Genomic DNA, 17341 nt, shown 5'->3' with positions numbered 1-17341 from the left:
CGATGACGGACGACGATCTTTCGCGGCTCGGCCGCTCGAAGATGCCGATGCCCACGAAGGGCGCGCGGGAGCGTGCGCTTTCGGCCGCGCTGGAGGCCTTCGACGAAAAAATCTCTCCCGCTCCCCAAGGAACGCGCCGGGGTGCGCGTCTCACCGACAAAGCAGTCACGCTTTGGAGGTCTTTCATGTCGCGCAAACTCATCGCCAGCCCGGCCCTGGCCGCGCTCATCGCCCTGCCGGTCGCGGGCTATTCCGCCTTCTACCTGATGGAGACCTCGCCGCTGATGCTCGGCCGCGACGCCGGCGGGCCGGTGACGGTGCCGGCCGACGCGCCTAAGCCGAAGGCGGCGCCGCAGGCCGAGGCGCACAAAGAGATCGCGTCTTCGCCGTCCGTCCAGGAGAGCGAGGCCGCACCTCCGGTCGCAGCACAGCCCGCGCCGACCTCCGCCGAGCCGGCGATGGATCAGATGTCCAATCTCGGCGGTGCTGCGACCCGCCAGGCCCTGCCCAACCGTGCCGCGGCCCCGCTGGCCGCACAGGAACGCCTGATCGCGCCGCCGTCGCCGGATGCCGATGCCTTCATCGGCCAGACGCCGAACATGGAACGTTTGACTGAGTTTGACAGCAACCCGGTGAAGTCGGCACTTGAAAACCCGGTCTCGACCTTCTCGATCGATGTCGACACGGCGTCCTACGCCTTTGTGCGGCGCTCGCTGAAGGAAGGCATGCTGCCGCAGGCCGACACGGTTCGGGTCGAGGAGATGGTGAACTACTTCCCCTATGACTGGGCGGGGCCCGCCGACAGGGCGGAGCCTTTCAGGTCGACCGTGACCGTCATGCCGACGCCGTGGAATTCCGGGACGAAGCTGATGCACATTGCCATCAAGGGCTACGATGTGCAGCCGGCCGAGAAGCCGCAGGCGAACCTCGTCTTCCTGATCGACGTGTCGGGCTCGATGGACGCGCCGGACAAGCTGCCGCTGCTGAAATCGTCCTTCCGCATGCTGGTCGACAAGCTCGGCGCCGACGACACCGTCTCGATCGTCACCTATGCTGGCGACGCGGGGACCGTGCTGGAGCCGACCAAGGCGTTGGACAAGGCGAAGATCCTGTCGGCGATCGACACCCTGTCGCCCGGCGGCTCGACCGCGGGAGAGGCCGGGCTGCGCGAAGCCTACCGGCTGGCGCAGCAGTCCTTCATAAAAGGTGGCGTCAACCGGGTGATGCTGGCGACGGACGGCGATTTCAATGTCGGCCAGACAGATGACGACGACCTGAAGCGGCTGATCGAGGAGAAGCGCGCGAGCGGCGTGTTCCTGTCCGTGCTCGGCTTCGGCCGGGGAAACCTGAACGACCGGATGATGCAGGAGATCGCCCAGAACGGAAACGGCCAGGCCGCCTATATCGACACGCTCGCCGAGGCCGAGAAGGCGCTGGTCGAGGAGGCTTCATCGACGCTGTTCCCGATCGCCAAGGACGTGAAGCTGCAGGTGGAGTTCAATCCGCAGGCGATCGCCGAATACCGCCTGATCGGCTACGAGACCCGCGCGCTCAACCGCGAAGACTTCAACGACGACAAGGTGGATGCCGGCGAGATCGGCTCGGGCCATTCGGTGACGGCGATCTACGAGATCACGCCGAAGGGCAGCCCGGCGCAGCAGATCGACGACCTGCGCTACGGCCAGGCGCGGACGGACAATGCGGCCGGCATCGCCAATGCCGACGAGTATGCCTTCGTCAAGATCCGCTACAAGCTGCCCAACGAGGATGTGAGCAAGCTGATCACGACGCCGGTGACGGCTGCCGACGAGGTCGCGAGCTTCGATGCAGCGTCCGCCGACCAGCGCTTCTCGGTCGCGGTCGCCGCCTTCGGCCAGAAGCTGCGCGGCACCAGCCAGGTTGCATCCTACGGCTATGACAGGATTTCGGAAATCGCCGCCGCCGCCCGCGGGGCCGACACGTTCGGCTATCGCGGGGAGTTCCTCTCCCTCGTGCGCCTTGCCTCGGCGCTCGACGGCAGGCGGTAGCGGCGAGGGGCGGCACCTCTCGCGCAAAGGTCTTTCCGGGATCGTGCCGCCATGGGCGGGCGAGGCAGGCCGGCGGGGGGAAACCCCGCCGGCCTTTTCGTTTGAGGTGCCTCTTGAAAGATATATCTTTTGTACGATATGTCGTTCGCACGATATATCTTTGAAAGGAGCTTTCATGTTTGGACGACATCACAAGCGAGACTGTGCCGACTGGCAGATGGCAGGCCATGAAGGGCGGGGGCCGTTCGGCCGTGGACCCGGTGGCCGGGGCGTTCCGTTCGGACGCCATCATGGCGGCCCGTTCGGCGGTCGCGGCCCGCGCATGTTCGATCCCGGTGCATTACGGCTGGTTGTTCTCGGCCTGATCGCCGAGGAGCCGCGTCATGGCTACGACATCATCAAGGCACTCGAAGCCATGTTCGATGGAACCTACAGCCCGAGTCCGGGCGCGATTTACCCGATGTTGCAGATGCTGGAGGAGGCCGACCTCGTCGTCTCGGAGGCGGATGGCAACAAGCGGCTCTATCGCATCACCGATGCCGGCAAGGCCTATCTGGAAGAAAACGCCGCCGAACTCGAGCGGATCAGGGCGCAGATCCGCCACGTCTCCGGACGCATGGGCGGTGCTGCGATCGGCGAGGAGATGCGCGGCCTCGGCTTTGCGCTGCGCCAGAAGATGCGCGGCGACTGGTCGCGCGAACAGGTCGAGAAGGCGCGCGAGATCCTGAAGAAGGCCCGGCGCGAGATCGAGGACCTGTAAGCCCTGAGCGCAGGCGTCAGCAGTGAGAGCGCGGCCGCTTGAAGCTGCCGCGCCCTTCGCTCATCCTGCTCCGAGCACGGAGCCATACCTATGGAAGAACGCCGACACGAATGGGACCTGCCGGAGATCGGCCTGCGCCGGTTGGGCTCCCAGGATATCCAGCTCTTCTGGAAGCGTTTCGCCGCGGCGCGCGGCCCCGGCCTGTCTCATGGCAGCCTCTATTCGCGGTGGCGGGTGGTGAATGACGAGACCGTCATCTCGCTCTACCTGACCAACCACAGCGTTGGCCTCTTCGTTCGCGGCCATCGCGGAGAGCCCTATTCCGCGACGGCGCGCCGATTGTCGGCCTACGAACCGGAGCTGGGCACAGCGCTGGGGGCTGCGCTGCGTGGCGACTATCCGCTGTGCTACCTGACGGACCGGCCAACGGCGATGACCGACACAAAGGCATGGGGCGCGGCCTTCGACTGGCTGCGTGCTGCCGAAAGCCGATACGAAACGGTCCTGCGAAAAGTCCTGGAAGGCTCCGGGCGCGCTCGAGGACCGTAGTGCCGGTCAGCCGCGGCGCCGGCGCTCGCGGCGTTCGCCGGACGGCACGCCGCTTTCGTTGGCCGGCTTGTTGCGCATCGGGCCGATGCGAGCGACGACGTCCTCGACGGTTGGGCGGGCAGCCTTGACGTGGCTGTCGATAGCGTCGCGGATCGCCTTCAAGTGGACGAAGGAGGTGCCGCAGCAGCCGCCGATGATCTTCGCGCCTGCGTCGATGGCGAGGCGGGCGTAGTCGCCCATCAGCTCAGGTGTGCCGGAATAGTAGATCTCCGCGCCGCGGAATTCGGGTATGCCGCAATTGCCCTTGACAATGACGGTCGCCTCCGGAGCTGCCTCCGTCATGTCGAGCAGCGAGGAGAGGATGTCGGAGGCGCCAACGCCGCAATTGGCGCCGACAGCGACCGGCAACTCGGCCATGCCTTGGGCGACGCCGTGGATGTCTTTCGGATGCAGCCCCATCATCGAGCGGCCGGCTGTGTCGAAGGATGCGGTGTAGGTGTAGGGCAGACCGACGCGGATCGCGGCCTCGGCGGCCGCCCGGATTTCGTCCGGCGCTGACATGGTCTCGATCCAGGCCACGTCGGCGCCGCCAGCCTTCAGGCCCTCGATCTGTTCAGCGAAAGCCTCCACGGCCTCGGCATAGGTCATTGCACCGAGAGGTTCGAGCAATTCGCCGGTCGGGCCGATGGAGCCGGCGACGATGACCTTGCGGTCCGCTCTATCGGCGACACGGCGCGCGATCTCAGCCGCCGCCTTGTTCAGCTCGTGCACGCGTTCCTGCGCGTTGTGCAGCTTGAGGCGCTGGCGGGTGCCGCCGAAGGAGTTGGTCAGGATGATATCGGCGCCCGCGTCGACGAAGCCCTGATGGAGAGCGACGATCTTGTCCGGGTCAGCCGTGTTCCAGAGTTCCGGCGCCTCGCCGGCGGCGAGCCCCATGGCGAAGAGATTGGTGCCGGTCGCGCCGTCGGCAAGCAGCATGCCCTTCTCGGCAAGGAGCGCGTCGATCGGGTTCGTCATGGGAAGGCTTTCCGATTGGAAGATCGAATAATGATATAAAGAAGTCTTTATATGCGGTCAATCGCTCGGTCGCGCAGGCCTCGCGCAAAGGCGGCGACTTCGTGCGCGTTCACCTCGGCAGCACGTATCAGATTGTCGAAATGCCGAGTCAGCGTGCGGATCGGCGGGGTGGCGTTGAGGACCAGATACATGTCGCCGACATAGATCGCGGCGCGGATCGGGCCGAATATCGTATACGGGATCGAATAGCGCAGCCGCCCGTCATAGAGATAAAGGCGGAAGGCCGGGTAGAGTTCGTCGATCAGGTCGGCCATGTGATCGAGCTGACGGCGGCGCAGCTTGGCCGGAACACCGGACCAGATGCCGCGGCCATCAGCGAAGATTTCCAGCGTGTGCCGCGGCATGCAGACCTCCATGTCGGTCTCCGGCCGGCGATTGTAACCGATGCGGTACTGCACCTCATCGATCTTGGCCTCAAGATTGCGGTTGGAGATCTCGGCCTCGTAGGCGATCAGTTCGTCAGAGCGCAGCAGGTCGGGCAGGCCAGCCGGCACATAGCGGATCTTGGTGCCGATCGCCTCCGCATGCCATTTCGCCAGCAGCGTTCGATCATAGCCTCCCTGCTCTTCCTCGATCTCCAGGCTGGCGCGCAGATCGCCCGTCGAGCCGTCGTCCTGCGACAGACCCATCAGCCAGTCGAGCGATACCTTGTGCTCGGCGGCGATGTTTAGCAGCGTCTCTGCGCGGGGCAGGCGCGTGGTGGCACCCGAGAGGAGCTGCGACAGTGCCGAGCGGTCGATGCCGACGGAGGCCGCGAAGGCGGACTGGCTCGCGCCCGCACGGTCCACGAGCTTGCCAAGACGCTCGCGGAACAGGCTCGATAGGTCGCGCTTGTCCATGCCAACACTCCCGAATGGTTACAATTCACAACAATTGAAGTTTTTAATGCGCAATGTCAACGAATCCTGCGCATTGTCGCGTTGCAGCATCGAATCTCTGCTGACAGGATGTTGTCAGGAATCACGAGATTCCGGGGGACGAGAGGCTTGAACGGCGGCATGGCGGGTCGGGACACGGGGCGAAGGGGACGCGGGCCGGGCGTCGAATGGCCGACGGTGGCGCTGATCGCCGCCTGCTATGGCGCCTGGCTCGCGGCGGGGCTGTTCCTCTATCCGTCTTGGCCGATTGCTGCATTCGTCATTCTCGCGCTGAGCGTGGCGTTGCATTCCTCCCTGATCCACGAGGCGCTGCACGGCCACCCGACGCGGACGGGCTGGGTCAACGAGGTGCTGGTCGGCCTGCCGCTTGGCCTGGTCTATCCCTACCGGCGCTACAAGACCTTGCACCTCCAGCACCATGCCGACGAGCGGCTGACTGACCCGTTCGAGGATCCGGAGAGCTACTACAAGGCGCGATGGCAGCACGAGGCGATGCCGGGTTGGCTGCAGGGCCTGCTCAGGATCAACAATACGATGGTCGGCCGGCTGATCGTCGGTCCACCACTCGCCACGATCGGCTTTCTGACATCCGAAGCACGGCTGATCGCCGCCGGCGACAAGGCCGTGCGGCTGGCTTGGCTGCATCATGCGGCGGGCCTCGCCATTGTGCTGCCGGTCGTGATCGTCGCCTTCGGCGTGCCGCTGTGGCTCTACGTCCTGGTTCCCGTCTGGGCGGGGCAGTCGATCATTGCCGTGCGCACCTATGCCGAGCACCAGTGGTCGGAAAGGCCGGACGGGCGAACGATCATCGTCGAACGTTCGCCGCTGTCGTTCTTCTTCCTGAACAACAACCTGCACCTCGTGCATCACAAGCTGCCGACGGTCGCCTGGTACAGGCTGCCGGCGCGGTTCCGCGAGAAGCGCGACGAGTGGGCTGCGATGAACGGCGGCTATGTCTATCCGAACTATCTTGCGCTGCTGAGGAGCTACGCCTTCCGCGCCAAGGAGCCGGTCGTCCATCCGGTGCTGCGCCAGCGGCCGGAGCCGGGCAGGGCGTTCCGGCCGCGCGTGCGCCAGCACAATGTCGGCGGGCTGGGCAGCGCGCCGGTGCCGGCAGAGCCGCCCAAGGAGTGAGCGTGACAGGACGCTTGCGCGGCTTGCCCAAGCGAGGCATCTCTTCCGCATGACTTCGTTCATCGCCGCGCTTCCGATGTACGACTGGCCCGAACGACGCGAAGAGGTCGATGCCGAATGGGCCGTGATCCGCGACAGGCTTCGCGCGGCCGGCGTCGAGGCTCCCGAACGTCTCGTGCGCCGCAATGCCGATCTCCCGGCGGTGCAGGGCGGTATCCGCGACGCGGAGGGCCGTGTCGTCGCACCTGACCCGGCGACATTGCCGCCCGAAGGACTGGACCTTCCAACGCTCTGGCGGCATCCGGCGCTGCTGCTTGCGCAGACATGCTGGGGACCGATGAAAGAGACCGGGCTTGCCGCTCAGGTAACGGTCGTCGGCCAGTCGGACTATTCCGGCATCGCAGGGGGAGAAGGCCAATTCTATTCGAGCGCGATCGTGATGCGGCGCGGGAACATGTCCCATTCCGGCAGGCCGGAGGGCGATGCCGAGGCGCCGGCAGATGGCGAGGCCTCTCTGCCGCTCGATCTCCTGCAACGCGCACGTCTCGCCTTCAACGAGCCGCATTCCATGTCAGGACGGCTGGCGCTGAAAGCGGATCTCGAAGCCGCGGGCGCCGGGTTCTCGATCTTCTCAAACCTGCTCGAAACGGGGAGCCACCGGCTCTCCATCCGCGCGGTAGCGGAAGGCCGCGCCGACGCGGCGGCGATCGACTGCCGGAGCTGGAGCCTGGCAAGGCTCCACGAACCGGCCGCGACGGCGCTCCGGGTCGCCGGATGGACGAAGCGAAGGCTGGGACTGCCGCTTATCTCGGCGCCCGGCTTTTCAGCGCTGCACGGCGCTCTGCGCAATGCGCTCGGTGGCTGAGATCACGCCAGGAGGCGTTCGTCCAACGGATAGGTGGAAATCTGCTCGTTGCCGCTGGCGGTGATCAGGATTTGCTCCTCGATCTTGACCCCCTCGCGCCCGCCGAGCCGGCCGATATAGCTTTCGACGCAGAGCACCATGCCGGGCTCCAGCGCGCCGTCCGGCGTGTCGTCGGTCCAGTCGGCGGCGTGCGGTAGCGTCGGGTATTCGTCGGCCAGGCCCACACCGTGATAGAGCACGCCGTAACGGGTGGGGAAGCAGTCGGGCGGGGGATTCGTCGAGCGTTCGACGAGGTCGCGGAAGCCGGTGCCCGGCTGCATCAGCGCAGTGTTGTGCGCGATCTGATCGGCGGCGATCCGGTAGAGGTCGCGCTGCTCGTCGCTGGCCTTCCCGTCGCCGCAGAGCCAGGTGCGCGAGAGGTCGGCGCAGAAGCCGTAAGGGCCGATGAGATCCGTGTCGAAGGCGACGAGGTCACCCGCTTCGATGATCCGCGCCGAGCATTCCTGGAACCACGGGTTCGTGCGCGGCCCGGAGGACAGTAGCCGCGTCTCGATCCACTCGCCGCCGCGCGCGATGTTGGCGCGGTGCAGCTCCCCCCAGAGCTCGTTCTCGGAGATCCCTGGCTTCAGCGCCGCCTGCATCTCGCCCATCGCCGCTTCGCAGGCGACGATGGCGCGGCGCATGGCGAGAATCTCGTCGGGCGATTTGATCAGGCGGGCATTCTCCATCACGGCCTCACCGTTGCCGACAGAGATGCCGAGGCGGGCGAGTTCGGTCACGCCTTCCGGATTTAGATGATCGACGGCGATGCGGCTATTACCGCGGCCGTGCTCGCGCACCAGCTCCGCGATGCCGCCCGCCCAGCGCCGCACCTTCATCTCGGTCAATTCGCCGCCGTAGAGATACATCCACGAGACAGCAGGGCGCACTTCGTCGACGACACCGGAATGATCCGACAGGTGCTCGCAGGAGAAATAATCGAACAGGACGACCGGCCCCTCGGTCGCGACGAAGCAATGTCGCGTCGGGTTGTGGGCAACCCAGAGCTGCATGTTGGTCGAGTCGGTCGCGTAGCGGATGTTGACCGGATCGTAGAGCAGGGCGCCAGCATAGTCGCGACGTCGCAGCTCGGCGCGGATGCGATCGAGGCGGTAGCGGCGCATGGCAGCAAGGTCGGGCGTGGCGATGCCTGCCGCGGCCCACTCGGCTTCGGCCTGCGCGCCGTAGCCGAGCACGTGCTGGTTGAGGGATGCCGCCTTGGCACGGGCGTCCTTGCGCAACGCTTCGACCGAACCCGGTTCGAACGGCAAGATCTTGCGATGGCGAGAGAAATTGCCGCTCAAGCAGACTTTCCTGCCTTCTTGGGCGGAGACGGCTTGAGCCGGACCCGCATCACGCCGCCTTTCGGATGCTCCAACTCGAACGCGTTGGTCTTGCGCACGAGGTCGCTGAGTTTGCGAAAACCGAAAGTGCGCGGATCGAAATCTGAGGCGAGGTTGGCCAACTGCGTGCCGACGGCCCCCAGCGGTACCCAGCCATCCTCGCTGTCGATCTGAGCGATGATCTTGGAGATGGTCGGAATGGCGGCGCTTGGCGGCTGCAGCGGTTTCGTCGGCGTCCCCGGCTCGGGAGTGTCGGCCTGCGCTACTGGAAGCAAGTTTTCTGTATATATGAAACGCCGGCAGGCCTGCCTGAAGCTCTCCGGCGTCTTCTGTTCTCCGAAGCCGAAGACATCGACACCCTGCTCACGGATCCGTGCGGCGAGCCGCGTGAAGTCGCTGTCCGAGGAGACCAAGCAGAACCCGTCGAATCGTCCGCTGTGAAGCAGGTCCATCGCATCGATGACAAGCGTGATGTCGGAGGCGTTCTTGCCGGTCGTGTAGGCGAACTGCTGCTGGGGGATGATGGCATGTTTGGAAAGCGTGTCGGACCAACCCTTCGAGCGAGGATTCGAGAAGTCGCCATAGATGCGCCGGACGCTGGCCTCGCCGATCTTGGCAATCTCCTCGAACAGGCCGTCTGCGATCTTTGCCGATGCATTGTCAGCGTCGATCAACACGGCGAGGCGAGGGGAGCGGGGTTCCGATGGCATCTCAATTCTTCCGGGCCGGCGCAACCCGCCGGCCTTTATCGCCGCCAGCAGTCAATATGATCGGTGCCCCGTCGTCCACTATCCCCGCATCTTCTCGCCGCTCGGATCGAAGGGCGGCTCGATGGCGATGCGGGCTTTGCGGCGGTGGCCAAGGATCTCGATCTCGAACAGGCCATCGCTGTCGTCATCGGCGAGTTCGGCGGGCACGTAGCCCTGCGCCATCGACTCCTGCACGTAGTGCGCATAGCCGCCCGAGGTCACCCAGCCGACGACGGACCAGTCGCCGTCGTGCAGGCCGCGGATCGAGGATGCGCCGTGCGAGGCCTTGGAGGTGCGGACTTCCTTGCCGTCCGGACCGAAGCGCGGCGCGCCGAACTCATGCGTCCTGCCGACAGTGCCGTAGTCCTTGCCGTTGACCTTGGCCCAGATCGGCTCGTCGCCCATCACGTCGGCGTCGACTGCATCGACGATCAGCGAAACGCGGCGCAGCTTCGGTCCGTCGGCAAGTTCCTTCGCAGCGGCCTCGCGGCCGACGAAGTCGTTCTTCTCCATCTTGATGAAGCGCTCCATACCGCCCTCGAAGGGGCCATAGATGGGGCGCAGTTCGCGGAACCAGGTCGGGAAGTTCTTTTCGAGGCGCATCGACAGCAGCGCGCGCATGCCGAAATCGACGATGCCGAACTCCGCGCCGGCCTTCTTGATCTCGGCATAGACCAGCCGCTGATAGGCCGGCGCCATCCAGATCTCGTAGCCGAGGTCGCCGGTATAGGTGATGCGGTTGACCATGCAGGGCGCGCCGCCGACTGCCATCTCGCGGAAGTCCATGAATCTGAAGGCCTTCGACGAGACGTCGACGTCGACGAGCTTCTGCAGCAGCTTCTGGCTATCGGGGCCCGCGATGGAGAGGCCGACCAGCGTCTGGTCGAAGCGGTGGATACGCACGTCCTTCGGCTGGTGGGTCTCGAACCAGCGCATGTGATATTTCTGAGCGGCCGACGAGCCCCAGATCATGAACCTGTCCTCGCCGGTCTTGGCGATGGTGAAGTCGCCGATCAGCTTGCCGAACTCGTTTAGCATCGGCGTGAGCACGATGCGGCCGGTCTTGGGCATACGGTTCGTCATGAGACGATTCAGGAAATCCTCCGAACCCGCTCCGCTGACTTCGTATTTGGCGAAATTGGCGATCTCGGTGACGCCGACGCTTTCACGCGTCTTCCTCACCTCGTTGCCGACATGCTCGAAATCATTGGAGCGGTGGAAGGAGACGATGTCCTTCGGCTCCGAACCCTTCGGCGCAAACCAGAGCGGCGTTTCGAGGCCCCAGCTGTCGCCCATGACCGCGTTCTGCGCCAGCATCGTGTCGTAGAGCGGAGTCGTCTGGGAGGGACGGGCGGCCGGCAGTTCCTCGTTCGGGAAGCGGATCGAGAAGCGACGGGAATAGTTCTCGCGCACCTTGGCGTTGGTGTAGCGCAGGCTCGCCCATTCGCCCCAGCGGGCGACGTCCATGCCCCAGACGTCGAAGCCCGGATCGCCGTCGACCATCCAGTTCGAGAGCGCCAGCCCGACGCCACCGCCCTGGCTGAAGCCGGCCATGACGCCGCAGGCGACCCAGAAATTGGTCAGGCCCTGCACCGGGCCAACCAGCGGGTTGCCGTCCGGCGCAAAGGTGAAGGGGCCGTTGATCACCTGCTTGATGCCGGCATTCGCGATACCGGGGAAGTGCCTGAAGCCGATCTCCAGCGACGGCGCGATGCGGTCGAGGTCGGGCGCGAGCAGCTCGTGGCCGAAGTCCCACGGCGTGTTGACCGGCGACCAGGGCTTGCAGGCCTTCTCGTAAGTGCCGAGCAGGATGCCGTTTCGTTCCTGGCGGGTGTAGATCTCGCCCTTGAAGTCGAGCACGCCGACCATCTCGCGGCCGGTCTCCTTGTTGAATGCTTCGACCTCCGGCATCGGCTCGGTGAGCAGATACATGTGCTCCATGGCCAGCACCGGCAGTTCGAGCCCAACCATCCGGCCGATCTCGCGTGCCCACAGGCCGCCGCAGTTGACGACATGCTCAGCGTGGACCACTCCCTGTTCTGTGATGACGTTCCAGGTGCCATCAGGCTGCTGGGTCAGTTCCTTGACCGGATTGCGCAGCACGATCTCGGCGCCGAGTTTCTTTGCCGCCTTCGAATAGGCGATCGTCGTGCCGGAGGGGTCGAGATGGCCTTCGACAGGGTCCCACATCGCGCCGACGAAATGGCTCTCGTCCATGAACGGGAACATCGACTTCGCTTCCGAAGGCGTGATGAGTTCCGTATCCATGCCGAGGTAGCGGCCCTTGGCGTGCGCCAACCGCAGGAAGTCCATCCGCTCGGGGCTATCGGCCAGCATGACGCCGCCGGTAAGGTGCAGCGAGCAGGATTGGCCGGAGATTTCTTCCAGCTCCTTGTAGAGCTGCACGGTGTAAGCCTGGAGCTTGGCGACGTTGGGATCGCCGTTCAGCGTATGGAAGCCGCCTGCCGCGTGCCAGGACGAGCCGGAGGTCAGTTCCGAGCGCTCGATCAGCATGATGTCGGTCCAGCCGGCGCGGGCGAGGTGATAGAGCACCGAGCAGCCGACGACGCCGCCGCCGATGACAACCGCTTTGACGTGGGATTTCATGGGGATGGATCCGTTGGGTGAAATGGTGAATCAGAAGTCCGTCGGCGCGCCGCCTTCGGCGACGCGTCTGTCGACGAAGGCGTCAAGCTCTTCGCGGCGGGCAGGGTCCATGGCCGGGGCTTCGTAAGAGGCCAGCCGTTCCTTCCAGACGCGGTTGGCCTTTTCCACCGCCGTCGGCGAGCCGGCCTCGGCCCAGGTCTCGAAGTTGCGCCAGTCGGACAGGATCGGCGCGTAGAAGGCGGTCTTGTAACGGTCCTGGGTGTGCTGGGTGCCGAAGAAGTGACCGCCCGGGCCGACATCGCGGATCGCCTCGACGGCCAGCGCATCTTCCGACAGGTCGAGCGGCGACAGGAACTCCGTCACCATCTGGAGCAGATCGATGTCGAGGATTGTCTTCTCGTAGGAGGCACGCAGCCCACCTTCGAGCCAGCCTGCTGAATGAAGGACGAAGTTGCCGCCACCCTGCACCGCGCCCCAAAGCGAGAAGACGCTCTCATAGGCCGCCTGCGCGTCGACGGCATTGGCGGCGCAGGTGTTCGAGGTGCGGTAGGGGATGCCGTATCTGCGCGCGAGCTGACCGCCGAGAAGCTGCGCCTTCATGTATTCCGGGGTTCCAAAAGCTGGCGCGCCGGACTTCATGTCGACATTGGAGGTGAAGCCGCCATAGCCGACCGGCGCGCCCTTTCTCACCATCTGCGTGAAGGCGATGCCGGCAAGCGCCTCGGCGTTCTGCTGCACCACTGCGCCCGCCACCGTCACCGGCGCCATCGCGCCGGCGAGCGTGAACGGGGTGACGATCACCAGTTGCCCGTGCGAGGACATCTGGATGATGCCCTCCATCATCGGGATGTCGAGCTTCAGAGGCGAGTTGGTGTTGATGATCGTGTAGCAGACCGGGTTGTCGAGAAGCTGGTCCGCTGTCAGCCCGTTGGCGATACGGGCGATCTCGATGCCGTCGAGGTTGCGCTCGCGGCCGAGCGAATAGATGTGGAACACCTTGTCGGTCAGCGTCGCGAGGTCGCGGATGCATTCGAGATGCCGGATCGACGGATGCAGATCGATCGGCTCGACCGGATAGCCGCCCGTCGCCGAGATGACGTTGTGCATCTGCGCCAGTTTCACGAGGTTGCGGAAATCCTGCTGGTTGCCGGGCCGGCGACCGCGGTCGAGATCGGAGCAGTTCGGCGCCGACGCGACCTGGGCGAAGACGAGATTATCGCCGCCGAAATCGATCGAGTGGTCGGCATTGCGCGCGTGCACCCGGAACTCGGAAGGCGCGGTCGCAATCGTCTCCAGGATCATTGCAGGATCGAAACGGACGCGTTCAGAGCCTTCGCGGACATCGGCACCGGCTTCCTTCATGATCCTGCGCGCGTCCTCGTGCAGCACGTCGAGGCCGATCTCTGACAGTACCCGCAGCGAAGCGAGATGGATCGCCTCAAGCTGATCTTCGGAGACGATCGGAGTCGGCGGGAAGGGGCGCTTCAGGCGGCGAAAGGGCGGCTGCTCGAAGGCAGACGACGCCCCGGCGCGCTTACCGGCGCGGCCTCCGCTGCGGGCACGGACTGCCGGCGCGGCATCGGCTGAAGCTTCGGACATGCAATTCCCCGACAGACTGACGATTTCGGGGCTATATTGGACGGTGTCGACGATCGGGACAGCCGGAGCGGCGACCACAAGCATGAAGGATACGACATGCGCTGGCGCGGCGTGTGCGGTGGGAGATATTGCCCCGTCAGGTTTCCCGTCCTGTCAGAGCTACTCGCTGGAGCCCGCCGCCGGCATCGGCTGCCGTTCCCGAGTGACGGCCATGCGACCGTTCGCGACTGCGCGCCTGGCGCCGACCTCGTCACGGTTGGTGAACCGGTCGGAGGAGGCGCCGCGTGTCGCGTTGAGGCGTAGGGCGAAGGCGTGCAGATGCTCGGTATGGCGTATGCGAACCTGATAGCGCGATTGCATGGCTGCCTCTCGATTGTTTGCGGCCCGTCCTGACCTGTAATCACGATCCTCTGGCAATGTTTCGTGTCTGTGCCGCCGTGGGGGCGGCTTTGAAACATCGGGTTTCGACACGCGCCGTCGTGCCTGCGATTCCGGACCGAGATGCGGGGTGCTAGGGGAGGCGATGCAAGAGCGAACTCAACCCGATTCCCGTGACAGCCATATGCCGCTTGGGGTGCTTTCTGGCCTGACCGCGGCAGTGACCGCGTTTGCGCTGGCGCAGGGCCTGTCCTATCCGCTCTTCACCTTCCTCATGCAGCGGCAGGGCATGACGCCGGCCGAAATCGGCCTGTCCGCCGCGATGACGCCGCTCGGCCTGATCATCTCGGCTTTGTTCGTGCCACAGCTGGTGCGAAGGCTCGGCGGACGGCGGCTCGCCGTCACTGCCGCGCTCGCCGGAGCACTGCTGTTTTTCATGGTCGGACTGCTGCAGAACTGGATTGCCTGGTATCCGCTGCGGTTCCTCATCGGGCTGGCGATCAATCCGCTCTACATCCTCGGCGAGGTCTGGATGATGGCGCTGGCGCCCGACGCGAAGCGCGGGCGGATCATGGGGGTGTTCAACGCGGTGACAGGCATCGGTTATGCGGCGGGTCCGCTCACGTTGACCGCGGTCGGCACGGAGGGATGGCCGCCGCTCCTGGTGGCGATCCTCGGCTTCTCCGGCTGCGCGCTGCTCCTCTTCCTGACCACGAAGGGGTTGCGCGGTTTCGAGCCGGATCCTGACGGAAAGCCGGCCACCGGCGTTTTCGGCTTCTGGCTGCTCGCGCCGGCGCTGCTGCTCGCGGTCACGGTCTCCGCCGCCACGCAGCAGAGCGCCTATTCGCTGATGCCGGTGTTCGGCGCCGGCTACGGGCTGGTCGACGCGCGGCTCGCGGCGCTGATCACCCTGCTTTCGCTGGGCAACATCGTGCTGCAGGTGCCGCTCGGCTTCCTTGCCGAGCGGCTGGGCGCCCGCACGATGATGATCGCTTGCGCCGCGCTCAACGCCATGTGCGTGCTCTCGCTGCCGCTGCTGATTTCCGGGCCGTTCGTCTGGCCGGTGCTGCTGCTGATGGGCGGCGTCGGCTACGGCGTCTACACGATGTCGCTGGTCGAACTCGGCAACCGTTTCCGCGGCCAGGCGCTGGTGGCGGGCAATTCGGCATTCGCCCTGATGTGGGGGGTGGGCGGCATCATCGGCCCGCCCGGCTCGGGCGCAGCGATGCAGGCCTTCGGGCCGATCGGCCTGCCTGCCGTCAGCGCGGGACTGAGCGCCGTCCTGATCATTTTTGCGTTCTATCGGGCGACGAAGCGGCGGGCGTCTTGATAGGTTCAACGAGCTTCGACTAGATTTCCGGCATGATCCGTTGCCTCCGACAGTTTGCCGGGCCAGCTTCGACGCCTTCCAGGCGGACGCTGCACGTCGAACTGCTGCGGCTCTGCGCCCGCATCGGGTATTCGCCGCCTGCTCCGTGAATCACCCCGGCCTGCCGGATCGATTCAGCAAAGAGGCGCAAGACGATGAGCTACCAGAACTTTTCCCTGAAGCAGTTGCAGGAGATCGATGCGGGGCATCATCTCCATCCGTTCACCGACCACAAGGAACTACGGGCCGTCGGGTCCCGCATGATCGTGCGCGCGGACGGACCCTATATCTACGATTCCGAGGGTAACGAGATCCTCGACGGCATGGCGGGCCTATGGTGCGTGAATGCCGGCTACGGGCGCACGGAACTCGCCGAGGCGGCCTATGAGCAGATGAAGGAGCTGCCTTATTACAACTCCTTCTTCAAATGCTCGACACCGACGCCGGTGCTGCTGTCCAAGAAGCTGGCGGAGATCGCGCCGGCGAACATGAACCAGGTCTTCTACGGATCGTCCGGCTCCGAGGCCAACGACACGGCGCTGCGCGTCGTGCGCCGCTACTGGGCCTTGGAGGGCAAGCCGCGGAAGAACCGCATCATCTCGCGCAAGATGGCCTATCACGGCTCGACGATCGCTGGCGCGTCGCTCGGTGGGATGAGTCACATGCATGAGCAACTCGGCGGCGCGGTGCCGAACATCGTACATGTCATGCCGCCCTATTCGTTCGAGCTCGCGGAGCCGGGCGAGAGCGAACACGATTTCGGCATCCGCGCCGCGCGCGCGGTCGAGGACGCGATCCTGGAAGCCGGCGCCGAGAATGTCGCGGCTTTCATCGGCGAGCCGATCATGGGGGCAGGGGGTGTGAAGATACCGCCAGAGAGCTACTGGCCCGAAATCCAGCGTATCTGCCGCAAATACGACGTGCTCTTGATGCTTGACGAAGTCATCACCGGTTATGGCCGCACCGGCGAGTGGTTTGCCGCGCAGGCGATGGGCATCGAGGCCGACACGATCACCACCGCGAAGGCGTTGACCTCCGGCTACCAGCCGCTCTCGGCGCTGTTCATCGGCGACCGTATCGCCAGGACGCTGATCGACAAGGGCGGCGAGTTCTTCCACGGCTACACCTATTCGGGACATCCGGTGGCCTGCGCGGTGGCGCTGAAGAACCTGGAGATCATCGAGCGGGAAGGCCTGGTCGATCGGGTGCGCAGTGACACCGGTCCCTATTTCCGCAAGACGCTGATGGAGCGGCTTTCAGGACATCCGATCGTCGGCCAGGTGCGCACGGTCGGCCTGCTGGGCGCGATTGAGATCGTCGCCGACAAGGAAACGCGCGAGCGCTTCCAGCCGTCCGGCAGCGCGGCGGTGAAGGTGCGCGACCACGCGATCGCACAGGGACTGATGATGCGGGCGACCGACGACACGATGATCCTGTCGCCACCGCTGATCTGGACACGCGAGACCATCGACATCGCCGCCGCGCGGATCGAGAGGGCGCTCGATCTCGCCGCCGCCGACCTCGGGAGGATGTGATGGCCAATCCTCCGATCGTGCCGCTGGTCGAGTATGCCGATGCCTTGCCCGAGGTCCGTGCCGTCTACGATGACATCATGGCGACGCGGAAGACCGACTGGATCAACAATTTCTGGAAGGTGCTGGCGCATGATCCGGCGAACCTGAAGCGCACATGGGAGGCACTGAAAGTGGTGATGGGGCCGGGCGCGCTCGACCCTCTCACCAAGGAATTGATCTACATCGCTGTTTCGGCGACCAATGGGTGTGAGTATTGCACCTATTCGCACACCGCCTCCGCGCGGGCGAAAGGCATGACCGACGCGATGCTGATGGAGGTGCTGGCAGTGGCGGCCAAGGCCAACGAGACCAATCGTTTAGCTAACGCGCTGCGTCCGCCGGTCGACTCGCAGTTCCTGCCCAAGGGCTGAATGGCTCGATCCGGAAGGGAGC

Annotated in this window: 15 protein-coding genes; 8 read left to right on the top strand and 7 right to left on the bottom strand. The window is 65.2% G+C overall.

Features of this window, described 5'->3' with window-relative positions:
* Positions 1-2 precede the first annotated feature (2 nt).
* The 3 genes from B9Z03_RS19775 to B9Z03_RS19765 all read left to right on the top strand — a co-directional run bounded on the left by B9Z03_RS19775 (position 3) and on the right by B9Z03_RS19765 (position 3336).
* Positions 3-2027, top strand: coding sequence for a vWA domain-containing protein (locus B9Z03_RS19775; RefSeq protein ID WP_085465770.1), 2025 nt, complete (start codon positions 3-5; stop codon positions 2025-2027).
* A 175-nt stretch (positions 2028-2202) separates the two neighbouring features.
* Positions 2203-2787 carry a PadR family transcriptional regulator gene (locus tag B9Z03_RS19770; protein WP_085465769.1) on the top strand — a complete coding sequence of 195 codons (585 nt, stop codon included), beginning with the start codon at positions 2203-2205 and terminating at the stop codon, positions 2785-2787.
* 90 nt (positions 2788-2877) lie between these two features.
* Positions 2878-3336, top strand: a complete 459-nt coding sequence (locus B9Z03_RS19765; RefSeq protein ID WP_085465768.1) for a hypothetical protein — start codon at positions 2878-2880, stop codon at positions 3334-3336.
* Between the two features lie 6 nt (positions 3337-3342).
* Here B9Z03_RS19765 and bmt read toward each other — a convergent pair whose 3' ends face one another.
* Both bmt and B9Z03_RS19755 read right to left on the bottom strand, forming a co-directional pair.
* Positions 3343-4353, bottom strand: coding sequence for a betaine--homocysteine S-methyltransferase (gene bmt / locus B9Z03_RS19760; RefSeq protein ID WP_085465767.1), 1011 nt, complete (start codon positions 4351-4353; stop codon positions 3343-3345).
* Positions 4354-4400: 47 nt separating this feature from the next.
* Entirely contained in the window at positions 4401-5252 is an 852-nt protein-coding gene (locus tag B9Z03_RS19755; protein ID WP_085465766.1) for a helix-turn-helix domain-containing protein, read from the bottom strand.
* 159 nt (positions 5253-5411) lie between these two features.
* On the opposite strand from B9Z03_RS19755, the gene B9Z03_RS19750 reads away from it, so the two are divergent.
* The gene (locus B9Z03_RS19750) at positions 5412-6425 is read left to right on the top strand and encodes a fatty acid desaturase (RefSeq protein WP_085467775.1); all 1014 of its coding nucleotides are present in this window, start codon (positions 5412-5414) and stop codon (positions 6423-6425) included.
* Between the two features lie 49 nt (positions 6426-6474).
* Positions 6475-7290: a phosphate/phosphite/phosphonate ABC transporter substrate-binding protein gene (locus B9Z03_RS19745; protein ID WP_085465765.1), complete on the top strand. Its 816-nt coding sequence runs from the start codon at positions 6475-6477 to the stop codon at positions 7288-7290.
* Positions 7291-7292: 2 nt separating this feature from the next.
* Here the strand turns inward: B9Z03_RS19745 and B9Z03_RS19740 are convergent, their stop codons facing one another.
* From B9Z03_RS19740 to B9Z03_RS19720, 5 genes are all read right to left on the bottom strand, one after another.
* Positions 7293-8633: a M24 family metallopeptidase gene (locus B9Z03_RS19740; protein ID WP_085465764.1), complete on the bottom strand. Its 1341-nt coding sequence runs from the start codon at positions 8631-8633 to the stop codon at positions 7293-7295.
* Positions 8630-9382, bottom strand: coding sequence for an NYN domain-containing protein (locus tag B9Z03_RS19735; protein WP_085465763.1), 753 nt, complete (start codon positions 9380-9382; stop codon positions 8630-8632). The genes B9Z03_RS19740 and B9Z03_RS19735 overlap by 4 nt, the downstream gene beginning before the upstream one ends.
* A gap of 78 nt (positions 9383-9460) precedes the next feature.
* Positions 9461-12028, bottom strand: a complete 2568-nt coding sequence (locus tag B9Z03_RS19730; protein ID WP_085465762.1) for a GcvT family protein — start codon at positions 12026-12028, stop codon at positions 9461-9463.
* A 30-nt stretch (positions 12029-12058) separates the two neighbouring features.
* Positions 12059-13627 carry a trimethylamine methyltransferase family protein gene (locus tag B9Z03_RS19725; protein ID WP_085467774.1) on the bottom strand — a complete coding sequence of 523 codons (1569 nt, stop codon included), beginning with the start codon at positions 13625-13627 and terminating at the stop codon, positions 12059-12061.
* Between the two features lie 159 nt (positions 13628-13786).
* Entirely contained in the window at positions 13787-13987 is a 201-nt protein-coding gene (locus tag B9Z03_RS19720; protein ID WP_085465761.1) for a hypothetical protein, read from the bottom strand.
* Positions 13988-14150: 163 nt separating this feature from the next.
* Here B9Z03_RS19720 and B9Z03_RS19715 point away from each other — a divergent pair, with 163 nt between their 5' ends.
* From B9Z03_RS19715 to B9Z03_RS19705, 3 genes are all read left to right on the top strand, one after another.
* Entirely contained in the window at positions 14151-15335 is a 1185-nt protein-coding gene (locus B9Z03_RS19715; RefSeq protein ID WP_244561791.1) for an MFS transporter, read from the top strand.
* Positions 15336-15529: 194 nt separating this feature from the next.
* Positions 15530-16909, top strand: a complete 1380-nt coding sequence (locus tag B9Z03_RS19710) for an aspartate aminotransferase family protein (protein ID WP_085465759.1) — start codon at positions 15530-15532, stop codon at positions 16907-16909.
* A complete protein-coding gene (locus tag B9Z03_RS19705; RefSeq protein ID WP_085465758.1) occupies positions 16909-17319 on the top strand; it encodes a carboxymuconolactone decarboxylase family protein in 411 nt (136 codons plus the stop codon). The genes B9Z03_RS19710 and B9Z03_RS19705 overlap by 1 nt, the downstream gene beginning before the upstream one ends.
* Positions 17320-17341 lie beyond the last annotated feature (22 nt).

It is taken from the genome of Mesorhizobium australicum (genome assembly GCF_900177325.1).
GTDB lineage: Bacteria > Pseudomonadota > Alphaproteobacteria > Rhizobiales > Rhizobiaceae > Mesorhizobium_A > Mesorhizobium_A australicum_A.
This window is presented reverse-complemented; position numbering and strand designations above follow the sequence as displayed.